The organism is Janthinobacterium sp. GMG1, from assembly GCF_034427795.1.
Lineage (GTDB): Bacteria > Pseudomonadota > Gammaproteobacteria > Burkholderiales > Burkholderiaceae_D > Janthinobacterium.
Genome location: NZ_JAXQNT010000001.1, coordinates 596,095 through 610,801, shown reverse-complemented (window position 1 = coordinate 610,801; position 14,707 = coordinate 596,095). Strand labels below are relative to the sequence as shown.

11 protein-coding genes and 2 tRNA genes are annotated in these 14,707 nt (G+C 64.2%); 9 read left to right on the top strand and 4 right to left on the bottom strand.

Annotated elements, in window-relative coordinates; all coding sequences use genetic code 11:
* Nucleotides 1–134 precede the first annotated feature (134 nt).
* The 9 genes from SJI03_RS02830 to SJI03_RS02790 all read left to right on the top strand — a co-directional run bounded on the left by SJI03_RS02830 (nt 135) and on the right by SJI03_RS02790 (nt 10,282).
* Nucleotides 135–1,073, top strand: a complete 939-nt coding sequence (locus tag SJI03_RS02830; RefSeq protein WP_322426182.1) for a peptidylprolyl isomerase — start codon at nt 135–137, stop codon at nt 1,071–1,073.
* A 38-nt stretch (nt 1,074–1,111) separates the two neighbouring features.
* Entirely contained in the window at nt 1,112–3,019 is a 1,908-nt protein-coding gene (gene mutL, locus SJI03_RS02825) for a DNA mismatch repair endonuclease MutL (protein WP_322426181.1), read from the top strand.
* 118 nt (nt 3,020–3,137) lie between these two features.
* Nucleotides 3,138–4,097, top strand: a complete 960-nt coding sequence (miaA, locus tag SJI03_RS02820) for a tRNA (adenosine(37)-N6)-dimethylallyltransferase MiaA (protein ID WP_322426180.1) — start codon at nt 3,138–3,140, stop codon at nt 4,095–4,097.
* A 91-nt stretch (nt 4,098–4,188) separates the two neighbouring features.
* Nucleotides 4,189–4,265 (top strand) — tRNA-Met (locus SJI03_RS02815).
* Nucleotides 4,266–4,325: 60 nt separating this feature from the next.
* Nucleotides 4,326–4,402 (top strand) — tRNA-Met (locus tag SJI03_RS02810).
* Nucleotides 4,403–4,584: 182 nt separating this feature from the next.
* The gene (locus tag SJI03_RS02805) at nt 4,585–5,112 is read left to right on the top strand and encodes a sigma-70 family RNA polymerase sigma factor (RefSeq protein WP_322426179.1); all 528 of its coding nucleotides are present in this window, start codon (nt 4,585–4,587) and stop codon (nt 5,110–5,112) included.
* Nucleotides 5,109–6,113 (top strand): FecR family protein, encoded by a 1,005-nt coding sequence (locus SJI03_RS02800; RefSeq protein ID WP_322426178.1) that lies wholly within the window; start codon nt 5,109–5,111, stop codon nt 6,111–6,113. Before SJI03_RS02805 ends, SJI03_RS02800 begins: the two co-directional genes overlap by 4 nt.
* A 73-nt stretch (nt 6,114–6,186) precedes the next feature.
* Nucleotides 6,187–8,670 carry a TonB-dependent siderophore receptor gene (locus tag SJI03_RS02795; protein ID WP_322426177.1) on the top strand — a complete coding sequence of 828 codons (2,484 nt, stop codon included), beginning with the start codon at nt 6,187–6,189 and terminating at the stop codon, nt 8,668–8,670.
* A 106-nt stretch (nt 8,671–8,776) separates the two neighbouring features.
* Nucleotides 8,777–10,282 carry a histidine-type phosphatase gene (locus SJI03_RS02790; RefSeq protein ID WP_322426176.1) on the top strand — a complete coding sequence of 502 codons (1,506 nt, stop codon included), beginning with the start codon at nt 8,777–8,779 and terminating at the stop codon, nt 10,280–10,282.
* Nucleotides 10,283–10,341: 59 nt separating this feature from the next.
* On the opposite strand, the gene SJI03_RS02785 is transcribed toward SJI03_RS02790, so the two are convergent.
* The 4 genes from SJI03_RS02785 to SJI03_RS02770 form a co-directional block, all read right to left on the bottom strand.
* Nucleotides 10,342–11,628 (bottom strand): MFS transporter, encoded by a 1,287-nt coding sequence (locus tag SJI03_RS02785; protein ID WP_099376599.1) that lies wholly within the window; start codon nt 11,626–11,628, stop codon nt 10,342–10,344.
* A 518-nt stretch (nt 11,629–12,146) separates the two neighbouring features.
* A complete protein-coding gene (locus SJI03_RS02780) occupies nt 12,147–12,470 on the bottom strand; it encodes a thioredoxin family protein (RefSeq protein WP_322426175.1) in 324 nt (107 codons plus the stop codon).
* An 18-nt stretch (nt 12,471–12,488) separates the two neighbouring features.
* Nucleotides 12,489–13,184 (bottom strand): fumarylacetoacetate hydrolase family protein, encoded by a 696-nt coding sequence (locus SJI03_RS02775; RefSeq protein WP_322426174.1) that lies wholly within the window; start codon nt 13,182–13,184, stop codon nt 12,489–12,491.
* A 75-nt stretch (nt 13,185–13,259) separates the two neighbouring features.
* The gene (locus SJI03_RS02770; RefSeq protein WP_035828173.1) at nt 13,260–14,555 is read right to left on the bottom strand and encodes an MFS family transporter; all 1,296 of its coding nucleotides are present in this window, start codon (nt 14,553–14,555) and stop codon (nt 13,260–13,262) included.
* Between the last annotated feature and the right edge of the window lie 152 nt (nt 14,556–14,707).

Below are 14,707 nucleotides of genomic sequence, written 5' to 3'. Positions count from 1 at the left end.
TAAGTAAAGGTTAAGGAAACGCCTTATCGGCAGGCAACTGTCAGGATTGCCACATGCAATGTTTTTCCAACGAAATATTGGCATTCCGGTATACACTTTCTGCACGGCGCAACCCGCGTCGACCAGGAGAAAACATGTATCGACACCCACTGAGCGGCCTGACCATGGCCACCGTACTGGGCCTTGCACATCTGACCGCCCACGCGGCGCCCGTCCAGATCAAGGCGCCCGCCGAACTGCCCGCCAAGGCGACCTTGGCCGACGTGATCAAGGCTTCGAAACCGTCCGACTGGCGTGCGCTGGATCCGGACAACACCCTGTACCTGGACATTCCCGCCGGCCGCGTGGTGATCGAACTGGCGCCGGACTTCGCGCCGAAACACGTGGCCAACATCAAGGCCCTGGTGGCCGAGCAGTATTACGACGGCCTGGCCATCACCCGTGCGCAGGACAACTGGGTGGCACAGTGGGGCGATCCGAACGAGAAAAATCCAAAACCGATCCAGCATGCGCAGCGCACCCTGCCCGGCGAATTTACGGTACCCTTGAAAAACGTCAAGAGCTTCACACGCCTGCCGGACGTCGACGGCTATGCGCCGCAAGTGGGCCATTCGAACGGCTTCCCGTCCGCGCGCGATCCGAAAACCGGCACGGCCTGGCTCACGCATTGCTATGCCACCGTGGGCGTGGGGCGCGACAGCGCCAGTGACAGCGGCGGCGGCACGGAACTGTACGCCGTCATCGGCCAGTCGCCGCGCCACCTGGACCGCGACATCACGGTCGTCGGCAGGGTCGTCTCCGGCATGCCATTGCTGTCCACCCTGCCACGCGGCACGGGCCCCATGGGTTTTTATGACAGCCCCGAGAAAAACGTGCCGATCAAGGCCATCCGCCTGGCCGCCAGCGTACCGGCCGGGCAACGCAGCAACCTGGAAGTGATGCGCACCGACAGCGCCGCCTATCAGGCCGTGCTGGAAGCCCAGCGCCACCGCGGCGGCCCATGGAGCAAGGTCACGGCCGGCCATGTCGACCTGTGCAATGCGCCGATACCGGTGCGGGAGGTGGCGAAGTAGCCGATGCCCGGCAATTCGCAAACCGTTATAATCAGGGCATGAACGCTCCCATCACGCCCCACCGCCCGATCCAGGCCCTGCCTGACCAGTTGATTTCGCAAATCGCCGCCGGCGAGGTGGTCGAGCGGCCATCGGCCGTCGTCAAAGAGCTGCTGGAAAACGCGCTCGACTCGGGCGCCACGCAGATCACCGTGCGGTTGGAAGAAGGGGGCGTGAAACGCATCGCCATTACCGATAACGGGCGCGGCATCGACAAGGACCAGCTGCCGCTGGCCCTGGCGCGCCACGCCACCTCGAAGATCGCTTCGCTGCACGACCTGGAAAACGTGGGCACCCTGGGTTTTCGCGGCGAGGCGCTGGCCTCGATCGCTTCGGTGGCCGCCGTCACCGTGACCTCGCGCACGGCGGACGCGGCGCATGCGTGGGAAATCGTCGGCTCGCACAATGGCAGCGTCTCGCCCTCGTCGGGCGCGCACGGCACCACGGTCGACGTGCAAGACCTGTATTTCAACACGCCCGCGCGGCGCAAATTCCTCAAATCGGAGCAGACGGAATACGGCCATTGCGCCGAAGTCGTGCGCCGCATCGCGCTGGCGCGGCCGGACGTGTCGTTCTCGCTGTCGCACAATGGCCGCACCATCGACCAGTGGAATATCAGCGAACTGGCCAAGCGCAGCGCCCACATCCTAGGCAATGACTTCGCCGAAGCGCGCCTGGCGCTGGACGAATCGGCCGGCACCTTGCGCATCCACGGCTTTGCCGGCTTGCCGACAGCATCCAAGGCGCGCGCCGATGGCCAGTTCTTTTATGTCAACGGGCGCTTCGTGCGCGACAAACTGCTGGTGCACGCCGTGCGCATGGCCTACCAGGACGTGCTGCACGGCGACCGTTTTCCCTCGTACGTGCTGGCGCTCGACCTCGACCCGGCGCTGGTCGACGTCAACGTGCACCCGTCGAAGATCGAAGTACGCTTCCGCGACAGCCGCTCCGTGCACCAGTTTGTCTTCCACGCGGTGCAGCGCGCGCTGGCGCAGACGTCGGCCACGGCATTCGGCAGCGTGCCGGCGCCCCTGCCGGCCGCCTCCACCCTGAGCGGCGATACCGCTGGCGCGGGTTTGGGTGGCCCCGGCATCTGGCGCCGCGAGCAGACGCAGACGTCGTTCGGCGCGCAATTCACGAATACCTTCGCGCCCGCCTCGCCCGGCGCGGCCCGCCCCTTCTTTGCCGATGCACCAGGCGTGGGGCAAGACACAGCGGCCTACGGCGCCCTGTTCGGCGGCGCTGCTGCATCCTCGCCGATCACGCAGGTGGAACCGTATATCGCTTCGCCCGAAGCGATGGCGCGCGAAGAGTATCCGCTGGGCTTTGCCCTGGCCCAGCTGCACGGCATCTACATCCTGGCGCAAAACACCAAGGGTCTGGTGCTGGTCGACATGCACGCGGCGCACGAGCGCATCCTGTACGAGCAACTGAAAAACGCACTGCAGGCGCAGGTCTCGGGCCAGGACATGCAGGTGCAGTCCTTGCTGATCCCCGTGACGTTCTACGCGGACGCCATCGAAGTGTCGACGGCGAATGAAAACCAGGACACGTTAAAAGCGCTGGGTTTTGACATCGCCGCCCTGTCGCCCACGACGCTGGCCGTGCGCAGCGTGCCGACCCTGCTGAAAAACGCCGATGCGCAAACCCTGGCGCGCGACGTGCTCCGCGACGTGCGCGAATACGGCGGCTCGCGCGTGCTGATCGAGCGCCAGAACGAATTGCTGGGCACTCTGGCCTGCCACACGGCCGTGCGCGCCAACCGGATATTATCGGTGCAGGAAATGAACGCCCTGCTGCGCCAGATGGAAAGCACGGAACGCGCCGATCAGTGCAACCATGGCCGGCCCACGTGGGTGCAGGTCGAGATCAACGCACTCGATAAACTGTTCCTGCGCGGCCAATAAAATTCCGGGGTCAGACCCGCCGGGGGGATACGCCCCAATGGGACGTATCCCGATCTCGAAGAGACTGACCCCAGCCTTTGCCTTGGGGTCCCCATCGCAAGCACATCAAAAAAGCACCATGACAAACACCCCACACCTCCCCCTGGCCGTCGCCATCATGGGCCCCACGGCCAGCGGCAAGACGGCCAGTGCGCTGGCCATCGCGCAAGCCATCCCATCCGAGATCATTTCCGTCGATTCCGCCCTCGTTTACCGGGGCATGGATATCGGCACGGCCAAACCGTCAAAGGAAGAACTGGCCCAGGTGCCGCATCATTTGATCGACATCATCGACCCGCTCGACGCCTATTCCGTGGCGCAGTTCCGCAACGACACCCTGCGCCTGGTGAGCGAGATCTCCGCGCGCGGCAAGCTGCCGCTGCTGGTCGGCGGCACCATGCTGTATTTTAAAGGCCTGGCCGATGGCCTCGACGATTTGCCCGGCGCCGATCCCGTGCTGCGCGCCCAGCTGGAAGAAGACGCGGCCGCCATCGGCTGGCCCGCCATGCATGCGCGCCTGGCCGAACAGGATCCCGTCACGGCCGCGCGCCTGGCGCCACAGGATGCGCAGCGCATCGGCCGCGCGCTGGAAATCATCGCCCTGTCCGGCCAGCCCATGTCGGCCCTGCTGGACCGGCGCGAAAAGACGGTGCTGCCATTCCAGTTGCAATCGTTCGCGCTGGAACCGTCGGATCGCGCCGTGCTGCACGCGCGCATCGCCACGCGCTTCGACCTCATGCTGAAAAACGATGCCCTGCTCGATGAAGTGGATGGGTTGCGCCGGCGCGGCGACCTGCACCCGGGTTTGCCCTCGATGCGCTGCGTGGGTTACCGCCAGGCCTGGGACTATCTCGATGGCCGCATCGACCGCGCCGCCCTGCGCGAGACGGGCATCATCGCCACGCGCCAGCTGGCCAAACGGCAGCTGACCTGGCTGCGCTCCATGCCGGAACGCATCGTCATCGATTGCCTGGGCGCTGATCCGGCCTCGTCCATGCTGGCGCAGATCCAGCCCTTGCTGATGCCGTTACAAAAATAATCATGCCGGCGCCGGCGCGTGAAAAAACCGCACATTTTTTTGCGCCGGCATTGACAAGGAAATGGGAAGACTGGATAATGCTCGGCTGTTGGGTGATATAGCTCAGTTGGTTAGAGCACAGCATTCATAATGCTGGGGTCGGTGGTTCAAGTCCACCTATCACCACCAAAGAACATCGATCAGGTTTTTTACTGGTCAAAACCAGCATCCGGTCTGACCGGTCTGTTTGGTGATATAGCTCAGTTGGTTAGAGCACAGCATTCATAATGCTGGGGTCGGTGGTTCAAGTCCACCTATCACCACCAAGAATTAGCAGTATGAAGAACCCGCCCCTGCACCGTGCAGCGGCGGGTTTTTTCATTTCCGGCACCGCCGCGCGTGCGGCCTGCGCGCAACACCTGCCCCCTCCACATGCAATCGGGGATTGTGGCGAGCCGTCACTGGCGCTTACAATGAGAATAATTCTCATTTATGTTATTCATCACCCATGTCCACCAGCCAGCCCAGCCTGCAACAGCAAGTGCAGTCGCTCTACAGCGAGCATCACGGCTGGCTGGTCGGCTGGCTGCGCAAAAAACTCAGCTGCCCGCATGGCGCGGCCGACGTGGCGCAAGATACCTTCGTGCGCATCATCGCTTCGCGCGACGCCCTGTTCGGCATGCGCGAACCGCGCGCCTACCTGTCGACGACGGCGAAGCGCCTGCTGCTTGACCGCGCGCGCCGCCAGATACTCGAACGCAGCTACCTGGCGGAACTTGCCCTGCTGGCCGACAGCCTGCCCGGCGCGCCCTCGCCCGACGAGATACTGATGGCCGTGCAGGCGCTCGAACAGATCGCCACGGCGCTGGCAGGCTTGTCCGCCAAGGTGCGCGACGCCTTTCTGTTGCACTACCTGGAAGAGCAATCGCAGGCCGCCGTCGCCGCGCAGCTGAACGTTTCCACGCGTATGGTGCAAAAATACCTGGTGCAAGCCTTGCTGGCCTGCCGCCACGCCTGCCCGGCCATGGCCGCATGAATAGCCCCCGCACGGATATCGCCGCTGAACAGGCTGCCCGCTGGATCGTGCAGCTCAGCGCCGACGACCCGGCCGAACGCGACACCGCGCAGGCCGGCTTTGCCGCATGGAAGGCGGCCGACCCGCTGCACGCGAGCGCGGCCGCCGGCATGGAAAACCTGCTGCGTCAATTGAACACCGTGCGCGAGCCGGCCGGCGGCGACCATAGGCCCGCGCGCGCCGCCCTGGCCGCCATCGCCCCAAAGCGTCCCCGCCAGCGTCTGCGCCAGCTGGCCGCGGCCAGCGCCGTGGCCGTGCTCGCGCTGACCGGGGCGCTGGTCATCAGCGAGCGCCCCGCCTACCTGCTGGCCGACCTGCGCAGCCCCACGGGACAATGGCAGACGCACACCCTGGCCGATGGCAGCCGCCTGACCCTGGGCAGCAACAGCGCCGTCAACGTGCATTTCAATGGGGGCGAGCGGCATGTGGAACTGGTGCGCGGCGATATCCTCGTCGACGTGGCCAAGGATGCGCAGCGCCCCTTCATCGTCGACAGCGGCCATGCGGCGATCCGCGCGCTGGGCACGCGTTTCAGCGTGCGCAGGGAAGACGGCGCCACCATCCTCAGCATGCTGGAATCCAGGGTGCTGGCGCAGGTGCCGCAACATCCGGCCATCGTGGTGCAGGCGGGCCAGCGCACGCGCATCACGGACGATGGCGTGGGCCCCATCACGGCCATCGATGCGGCCAGCGTGCAGGACGCGTGGCGTGCACACCGGCTGGTGGTCGACGACTTGCCGCTGGCCGAGGTGCTCGACGAGCTGGCGCGCCACCGCCCCGGCCAGCTGCATTACGACCGCGCGCAGATCGCCGGCATCCGCGTGGCCGCCGTGCTGCCGCTGGACGACACGGACAAGGCGCTGCAGCTACTCATCGACAATTTCCCCCAGCTGCGCATCCGCATGTTGACGCGCTACCTGGTGATGGTGGACGCACCAAACACTGGAACCGCAAAAAAATAATGTGCCACGCAGGTTCGTGTTGGCGCATCTCGTGCGTCAAGGCAGCTGAGATCATTCAAAAAAGGCTGTCACCATGTACGCTCCTGCCGTTCCCGTTTCGTCCCCGAATCCCTTGCGCACGCGTTTGCGTCCGCTGGCCCTGGCGGCCATGCTGCTCGCTGGCGCAGGCCTGCATGCCCAGGCAATCGCCCAGGCCGTGCCGGCTGTCGCCAGCTACGCCATCCCCGCCGGCCCGCTGGCTGGCGCCCTGAACCGCTATGCGCAGCAGGCGGGCGTGTCCATCGTCATCGACGCCTCCAAGGTACAGGGTTTGACCAGCGCCGGTCTGCAAGGCAGCTACGCCATCGATGACGGTTTCGCCGTGCTGCTGCGCGGTAGCGGCTATGCGATCGGCAAGACGCCCACCGGCTATGTTCTGGTGGCCGCGCCTGCAGTCGCCGCTCCCACGGCGGCGGCCAGTAGCGCCTCGGCGGCCGAACGCACCATGCCCTCGATTACCATCGTCGGCCAGGCCGAGCAAGGCGCCACCACGGAAGGCAGCGGCTCCTACACGGCGCGCAAGCTCACCATCGGCAAGGGCGAGCAAGCGATGAAGGACATCCCGCAATCGGTCAGCGTGCTGACGCGCCAGCGCCTGGACGACCAAGGCATCACGGACTTGCGCGAAGCCGTCAATAACGTCACCGGCGTGGTGGGCGTGCATGGCGTGGGGCCGGGCGTGGTGATCACGGCACGCGGCTTCCAGATCGATCAATGGCAGTACGATGGCGTACCGATCGACCGCAATACCTATGCGCTGGGTAACTGGGGCCAGGAAAACATGGTCATCTACGATCGACTGGAAGTGCTGCGCGGCGCCTCGGGCATGCTCGTTGGCACGGGCAGCCCCGGCGGCTCCGTCAGCCTGGTGCGCAAGCGCCCGGGTGCCACGCGCAGTGTCAGCATGACGGCGCGCGCGGGATCCTGGGACCATTATGGCGCGCAGCTCGACGTCAGCAGCCCCCTGACTGCGGACGGCAGCCTGCGCGGACGCGTCATTGTCGATGAAGACGATACCCACTCCTTCATCGACCAGGTGTGGAGCAAGAACCGCACCCTGTACGCGGCGCTCGACTATGACCTGGGTTCGGCCACCACCCTGGGCCTGGCCATCAGCAACGTCAATGACCACGGCCGCCCCACCTTCATCGGCCTGCCCCGCTACGTGGACGGCAGCGCACTGAATCTGCCCCGCTCCACCTTCACGGGCGCCGACTGGAACCGCAGCGAAGCCCGGCAGACCAACGTGTATCTCGACCTGGAGCACCACTTCAACAGCCAGTGGAGCCTGAAGGCATCGGCCGTGAACATGAAGGAAAACACCGGCTCCGTGCACCAGCGCCTGGCTTCCGCCATCCAGCCCGACGGCAGCGGCGCGAGCTATGGCGACTTTGGCATGGATTTCGACAACCGCAAGCGCGGCATCGATACCTACGTACGCGGCAAATTCGACGGCCTGGGCATGGCGCAGGAAGTGCTCGTGGGCGCCAGCTATGTCACGCTGGCGTCGGACGACCGCTACGCGCGCGCCTGGGAATCCGGGGCGAACGTCTTCAACATCAAGCACCACCGCCCATGGCAAGATATCGACAGCATCGCCGCGCGCCCAATGGGCGTGACCAGCAACAGCACCTACGAAATACGCCAGAAAGGCCTGTATGGCAGCTGGAATGGCCAGTTGACGGGCAAGCTGAAAGCCGTGCTGGGCGGACGCTTCAGCTGGTATGACTTCCTGTATGCGACGCCCGCAGGTTCCGAAGAACAACTCAACGCCACCGCCAAGTTCACGCCATCGGCGGGACTGATCTACGCGCTCGATCCGCAATGGTCGGCTTACGCCAGCTATGCCGACATCTTCACGCCGCAAAGCATCCGCGACGTGCAAGGCAAGGTCCTCAAGCCCATCACGGGCAGCAACTACGAGGCGGGCATCAAGGGGGAACTGATGGATGGCAAGGTCAACACCTCGCTGGCCGTATTCCGCTATGACCACAAGAACCGCTCCGTCACCGACTATGCTGCCGACCTCGCGTGCGACGGGCAGTACTGCTCGCGCGCCTCGGGCAAGGTGCGCAGCCAGGGCATGGAAGCGGAAGTATCGGGCGAAGTGGCACGCGGCTTGCAGCTGTCGGCCGGTTACGCCTATACGACGACAACCTATCTGAACGACCCGGACCAGCAGGGCAAGGTCTTTTCCACCTGGACGCCGAAACACATGCTGCGTGTCTGGTCTTCCTATACCCTGCCCGGCGCCTGGGACAAGTTCAGCGTAGGCGCTGGCGCCAACCTGCAAAGCCATACGCTCGATACCGCGTACACATTCAAGGTTGCCGGCTTCTCGATCTGGAACGCGCGCCTGGCCTGGCAAGCCACGCCGCAGGTGGCCCTGTCGGTCAACGTCAACAATGTGCTCGACAAGCGCTACATCATCCCGGCCTACAACACCACCGGGTCGAACAACTACTATGGCGACCCGCGCAACGTGCAGTTCACCTTGAAGTACACGCCGAAGTGGTAGGCTGACACGCTGCGGTGACAGCACAGGCGGGCGGGCATTCAGCCGTGCCCGCCTTTTTTTCGTTCAGTGCTAGGCTTGCATTCAAGAAACCATCCGCAAAAAAAACATGTCCCAACAGCTTACCCTGTCCAGCATTGCGCTGGCCCTGGCCCTGCACGCCAGTTCCGCCCTCGCCTTCGACGGCCATTACCAGACCAAGACACCGTACGCGCCGCAGCAGGATCCGGCCACCTATGCCGCGCCGCCGGCCGGCTTCCAGCCGATTTTCACGCAGCTGGTGGCGCGCCACGGTGCGCGCGGATTGACGAGCATGAAGGGCGACGCGGCCCTGTACGCGATGTGGCAGCAGGCGGCCGCGCAGGATGCCCTGACGCCCCTGGGCCGTGAACTGGGTCCAGACATCCTGGTCCTGATGCGGGCGAACGCCTTGCTCGGCTATGGCGTGGCCGGCATCGAATCACCCGGCTACGGCAACCTGTCGCAAACGGGCATCAAGGAACAGCGGCAACTGGCCGCGCGCATGCTGGCGCGCCTGCCCACCCTGTTTGCGCAAATCGGGCAAGATGCCGCGACGGCGCCGCGCCAGCTCGTCACCATCCATTCCGGCGTGGACCGCGCACGCGACAGTGCGCGCTTTTTCACGCAATCGCTGCTCGAACACGCGCCCGCGGTACAGCCGATATTACAAGCGGATGGCGTCAACCGCTTCCTGCTGTACGCGCACAAGCTGGCGCCGCAGACGGACCGGGTCACCGATCCGGCCCATCCTTATTACGCCACCTATGCCGCCAGCCAGGCTTACCAGTACTATGAAAGAACGAAACAGCTGCACGCGCTGATGGATGCGCCCGCCCGGCTGCCGGCAGCGGCGATGCACGCGCGCCATGTGCTGGAACGGCTGTTCACACCAGCCTTCCTGGCGCAGTTGAACGGTGGCACCAGCTATGCCGATACGGGCAGCTATACATTCACCAGCGCGGATGGCAAACTCACGCGCACCATGACGGGCAGCGGCAAGACCGTCATCCGCAGCCTGAATGCGGCCGCCACGCAACTGTATGCGCTGTACGCGATCGCCGCCGGCATGCGCCACGAGGTGCCGGTCGATTTCAGCCGCTACATGCCCGCCGAGGATGCGCATTACTACGCCTATATCGCCGACCACGAGGATTTTTACCAGAAGGGACCGGCCACCACGGAAAGCGCCGGCGTGACCTGGCGCTTCGCGCTGGCCTTGCGCGACGACTTTTTCAAGGAAGTCGATGCGCTGGCCGCAGGTGACCTGCGCCACGCGGCCAAGCTGCGCTTCACGCATGCCGAGATGATCATCCCGCTGGCATCGGCCATGGGCTTGCAGCAGCCGCTGCCGGCTTCGGCCAGTTACAGTTATGTCGAGAATCCCTGGCGCGGCCAGACCGTCGCGCCGCTGGCGGCCAACATGCAGTGGGACGTGTACCGCAACGGCGACGGTCAGCTCATCGTGCGCCTGCTGTACAACGAAAAGGAAACGCCGTTCCAGCCATCGTGCGACAGTGCCCGCATCGCGCCGGGCAGCGTCTTCTATGATTACACGGGGCTCAAAGCCTGCTACGGCCACGTGGCGGCGAAATAACGGCGCAAAAAAAAGCCGCCAGCTCAGCTGACGGCTTTCGTACGGCTAGAGGAAAGCAGTTACTGCCAGGCTTCCTTGCCCTCGCGTGGCTTGCCCACCATCAGCAGCGCACCCAGGGTCAGCACGGCCGCCAGCGACAGGTAGTAGCCCACGTATTGCAAGCCGTAGTTGGTAGCCAGCCAGGTGGCGATGTACGGCGCCAGCGAGGCACCCAGAATGCCGGCCAGGTTGAACGTCAGCGAAGCGCCCGTGTAGCGCACTTCGGGCGGGAACAGCTCGGACAACATCGTGCCCAACGGTCCGTAGGTCATGCCCATCAGGCCCAGGCCAACGGCCATGAAGACCGTCACTTCCCACGTCACGCCGGAGCCGAACATGGGCGCGAGCACCAGGCCGAAGATGGCGATGGCAACGGAAACCCAGATCAGGGTGGCGCGGCGGCCGCGGCGGTCGGCCAGCACGGCCGAGAATGGAATCGTCAGGGCAAAGAACAGCACGGCAAACAGCTGCACGACGAGGAATTCCTTGCGCGTGAAGCCCAGCTTGGTCGTACCCCAGCTCAGCGCGAACACCGTCATCAGGTAGAACAGCACGAAGGTGGCCAGGGCGATGATGGTGCCCAGGAACAGCATGCGGCCATGCTGGCGGAACACGGTGGCGACGGGCAGTTTGACGACCTCGTTCTTGTCGATGACTTTCTGGAAGTCCGGCGTTTCCGTGATCTTCAGGCGCACGTACAGGCCGACGATGACCAGCAGCGCGCTGGCCAGGAACGGGATGCGCCAGCCGTAGCTGAAGAATTGCTCATCGGTCATGGTTTCGCTCAGCAGCAGGAAGATGCCGCCCGACAGGAAGAAGCCGATCGGCGCGCCCAGCTGCGGGAACATGCCGTACCAGGCGCGTTTGCCGGGTGGCGCGTTTTCCGTGGCCAGCAGCACCGCGCCGCCCCACTCGCCGCCCAGACCCAGGCCCTGGCCGAAACGGCACAGCGCCAGCAGCAGCGGCGCCAGGGTGCCGATGGCGGCATACGTCGGCAGCAAGCCGATGATGACGGTCGAGATACCCATGGTCAGCAAGGCTGCCACGAGAGTCGCCTTGCGGCCGATGCGGTCGCCGAAGTGGCCGAACACGGCCGAACCGATGGGGCGGGCGAAGAAGGCGATGGCGAACGTGGCCAGCGACTGCAGCACGGCGGCCGACGGGTCGCCGGCGGGGAAGAACAGTTTCGGGAACACCAGCACGGCGGCGGTGGCGTAGATATAAAAGTCAAAGAACTCGATGGTGGTGCCGATCAGGCTGGCGAACAGCACCGTGCCGGGGGAATTTTTCTTGGGGGGGGTGCTCATTTACTGCGCTCCTTGGGGAGGGTGTCTAAAGGCCATTCTCTGGATGTTTTTTCAGGCAGCAGCACAGCACGGTGTCTAGGCGCGCGGTTCACATATCATAGCTGTGCGCGGGCGTAATTGCTGCGAATTTGCTATTAAATTCGCAAACAAATTCCATGCCGCAACACGCCGTTGTTAACGGCAGACAACGGTGTACCAACGCGCGCTATCGCGCCGTGATCAGTGCTGATTTAGAGAAACAACGGTCGTGCGCCATCCGGTTACCCGGGGCACGGCAGGAAAGGCGTCAGGGGATGGGCGACGTGTATCAGGCCCGGCGTATCGCCAGGCATTCCGTACCAGACCCGCGCGTCGGCATCGCGGCATCGGTCATTTGTGGTGAATCCTTGCCTGCGGCCCCTCCGGGTGGAGCGGGCCGGCGATCATCGCGCTGCATCACGAAGGATGCGGTTGATCTTGCTGTAAGCGGCTTATGATACGCGCAGTGGTGCAGTGCGGCAAGAAATGATGGAAATCACCTAGGCCTCGATCAGGGCGAACGCCTTGCCGATTTCCGCGCTGTCGATCGGGCGCACGAGGCGCGCCACTTCCTGGCCATCCTTGAGGAAAATCAAGGTCGGCCACAGCTTCACCCGGAACGCGCGCCCCAGGGCGCGGCCGGGGCCGTCTTCCACGCGCAGGTGTGGTACCGCAGGGTGCTGCGCAAAGGCGGCGGCCAGCGGCGCCTGGGTGGCGCGGCAATGGCCGCACCAGCCCGTGCCAAATTCCAGCAGGGCCGGCCCCGTCAAGGCGTCGATCTCGGCCCGCGTGGGTTGTGCTACGGAATACGTGTCGTGCATCATGCCAGTCTCCCAGACAGCTTAGACCACTTTTACGCGCAAGGTCTCCAGGCCGTCGATGACCCCCACCAGCTCGTCGCCGCGCTGCACGGCCGCCACGCCGGCCGGCGTGCCCGTGTAGATCAGATCGCCCGGCTGCAAAGTAAAGTAGGTCGACAGGTCGGCGATGGTTTCCGCCACGTTCCAGATCAGCATGTCGATGCTGCTGGCCTGGCGCAGCTCGCCGTTCACGTGCAGGGTAATGGCGGCGCTGCCAATATTCCCCGCCTGCGCGGCCGGGGTGATGGGACCGATGGGCGCCGAATGCTCGAAGGCCTTGCCCGTGTCCCACGGACGGCCCAGTTTTTTCGCTGCGCCCTGCACGTCGCGTCGCGTCATGTCCAGGCCCACGGCATAGCCCCACACGTGGCTCAACGCCTCTTCGGCGCCGATGTCGCTGCCGCCCTTGCCGATGGCCACCACCAGCTCCATCTCGTGCTGGAAATCCTGCGTCTGCGCCGGATATGGCAGTTCGCCCGTCGTGCCGGCAGGCACGGGCAGCACGGCGTCGTTTGGTTTCATGAAGAAAAACGGCGCCTCGCGGCCCGTGTGGCCCATTTCCTTGGCGTGGTCGACATAGTTGCGGCCCACGCAATAGATGCGGTGGACAGGGAACGTATCAACGCTGCCGGTGACGGGAACGCTGGGCTGGATGGCTGCGGGAATGACATACGACATGAAAACTCCTGATCGGCACGATAAAAAGACGGTGATGAAAAAGGGACACCGCAGTGCCCCCATTTTACGACAACGTTACTTCAACAGCCCCGAGCGGCTCGGGTCCGGCATGCGGATGGCGACGATGAAGGAAATCAGGCACATGACGGTCACGTACCAATAGAAATATTCTTCCACGTGCCAGGCCTTGAACTGCAGCGCCACGTATTCGGCCGAACCGCCGAACATGGCGTTGGCGACCGCATACGACAGGCCCACGCCCAGCGCGCGCACTTCGACGGGGAACATTTCGGCCTTGATCAAGCCGCTGATCGACGTGTAGAAACTGATCACGGCCAGCGCGATGATGATCAGGCCAAACGCCGCGTACGGGCTGGTGACGTCCTTCAAGGCATGCATGATTGGCAACACGCACAGGGTAGCCAGGCCGCCAAAGAACAGCATCGACGTGCGGCGGCCGATGCGGTCGGACAGGGCGCCGAACACCGGTTGCAAAATCATGTACACCAGCAAGGCGCAGGTCATGACGGCGCTGGCCGTCTTGGTATCCATGCCGGCCGTATTGACCAGGTATTTCTGCATGTAGGTGGTAAACGTGTAGAACACGAGTGAGCCGCCGGCAGTAAAGCCCAGTACCGTGATGAAGGCGCGCTTGTGTTTGAGCAAGCCGCGCAGGCTGCCCGCATCCTTGTCCTTGCGCTCGCTGGCGGTGGTCGTTTCCGTCAGGGATTTACGCAGGTTCAGCGACACGAGGGCCGCCAGGGCGCCAAACACGAACGGGATGCGCCAGCCCCAGGCACGCAGCTCTTCCAAGGTCAAGAGTTGCTGCAAGACCACCAGCACCAGCAAGGCCAGCAACTGGCCGCCGATCAGGGTCACGTACTGGAACGAGGCAAAGAAACCGCGCTTGCCCGATTCCGACACTTCGCTCATATAGGTGGCGCTGGTGCCGTATTCGCCGCCCACGGACAGGCCCTGGAACAGACGCGCCACCAGCAGCAGGAACGGGGCGAAGGCACCGATGGTTTCATACGTGGGCAGCACGGCGATCATCAGGGAACCGCCGCACATCATCAGCACGGAAATCATCATCGACTGGCGGCGGCCGTATTTGTCGGCGATGCGGCCAAACAACCAGCCGCCCACCGGACGCATGAGGAAGCCGGCGGCGAAAATGCCGGCCGTCTGCAGCAGCTGCGTCGTCGGGTTACCGGAAGGGAAGAAAGCGTGCGAGAAATACAGCGCGCAGAACGAGTAAATGTAGAAGTCGAACCATTCGACCAGGTTACCGGAGGAAGCGCCAATGATGGCCTTGATGCGCTGCTGGGAAGTCAGCTGCGCAACGTCATGCGGAGTATCGTGGGATGTCATATCAGTCTTCTTGTTCGTGTGAAAAAGCCAACGCCAGCCCGGTTGCCCGGGCTGGTTTTGCATCATACGCCCTTGATCCGGGTCAAAAAGCCGCCCGGCATACGCGTTAATACGTATCGCCAGCAGTTTTTTTTCGCCTGCGGGCGCGTGGA

Excerpts from the sequence above, each read along its gene's own strand:
- SJI03_RS02830 (WP_322426182.1), top strand. The coding sequence starts at position 135 with ATGTATCGACACCCACTGAGCGGCCTGACCATGGCCACCGTACTGGGC.
- mutL (WP_322426181.1), top strand. The coding sequence starts at position 1,112 with ATGAACGCTCCCATCACGCCCCACCGCCCGATCCAGGCCCTGCCTGAC.
- miaA (WP_322426180.1), top strand. The coding sequence starts at position 3,138 with ATGACAAACACCCCACACCTCCCCCTGGCCGTCGCCATCATGGGCCCC.
- SJI03_RS02805 (WP_322426179.1), top strand. The coding sequence starts at position 4,585 with ATGTCCACCAGCCAGCCCAGCCTGCAACAGCAAGTGCAGTCGCTCTAC.
- SJI03_RS02800 (WP_322426178.1), top strand. The coding sequence starts at position 5,109 with ATGAATAGCCCCCGCACGGATATCGCCGCTGAACAGGCTGCCCGCTGG.
- SJI03_RS02795 (WP_322426177.1), top strand. The coding sequence starts at position 6,187 with ATGTACGCTCCTGCCGTTCCCGTTTCGTCCCCGAATCCCTTGCGCACG.
- SJI03_RS02790 (WP_322426176.1), top strand. The coding sequence starts at position 8,777 with ATGTCCCAACAGCTTACCCTGTCCAGCATTGCGCTGGCCCTGGCCCTG.
- SJI03_RS02785 (WP_099376599.1), bottom strand. The coding sequence starts at position 11,628 with ATGAGCACCCCCCCCAAGAAAAATTCCCCCGGCACGGTGCTGTTCGCC.
- SJI03_RS02780 (WP_322426175.1), bottom strand. The coding sequence starts at position 12,470 with ATGATGCACGACACGTATTCCGTAGCACAACCCACGCGGGCCGAGATC.
- SJI03_RS02775 (WP_322426174.1), bottom strand. The coding sequence starts at position 13,184 with ATGTCGTATGTCATTCCCGCAGCCATCCAGCCCAGCGTTCCCGTCACC.
- SJI03_RS02770 (WP_035828173.1), bottom strand. The coding sequence starts at position 14,555 with ATGACATCCCACGATACTCCGCATGACGTTGCGCAGCTGACTTCCCAG.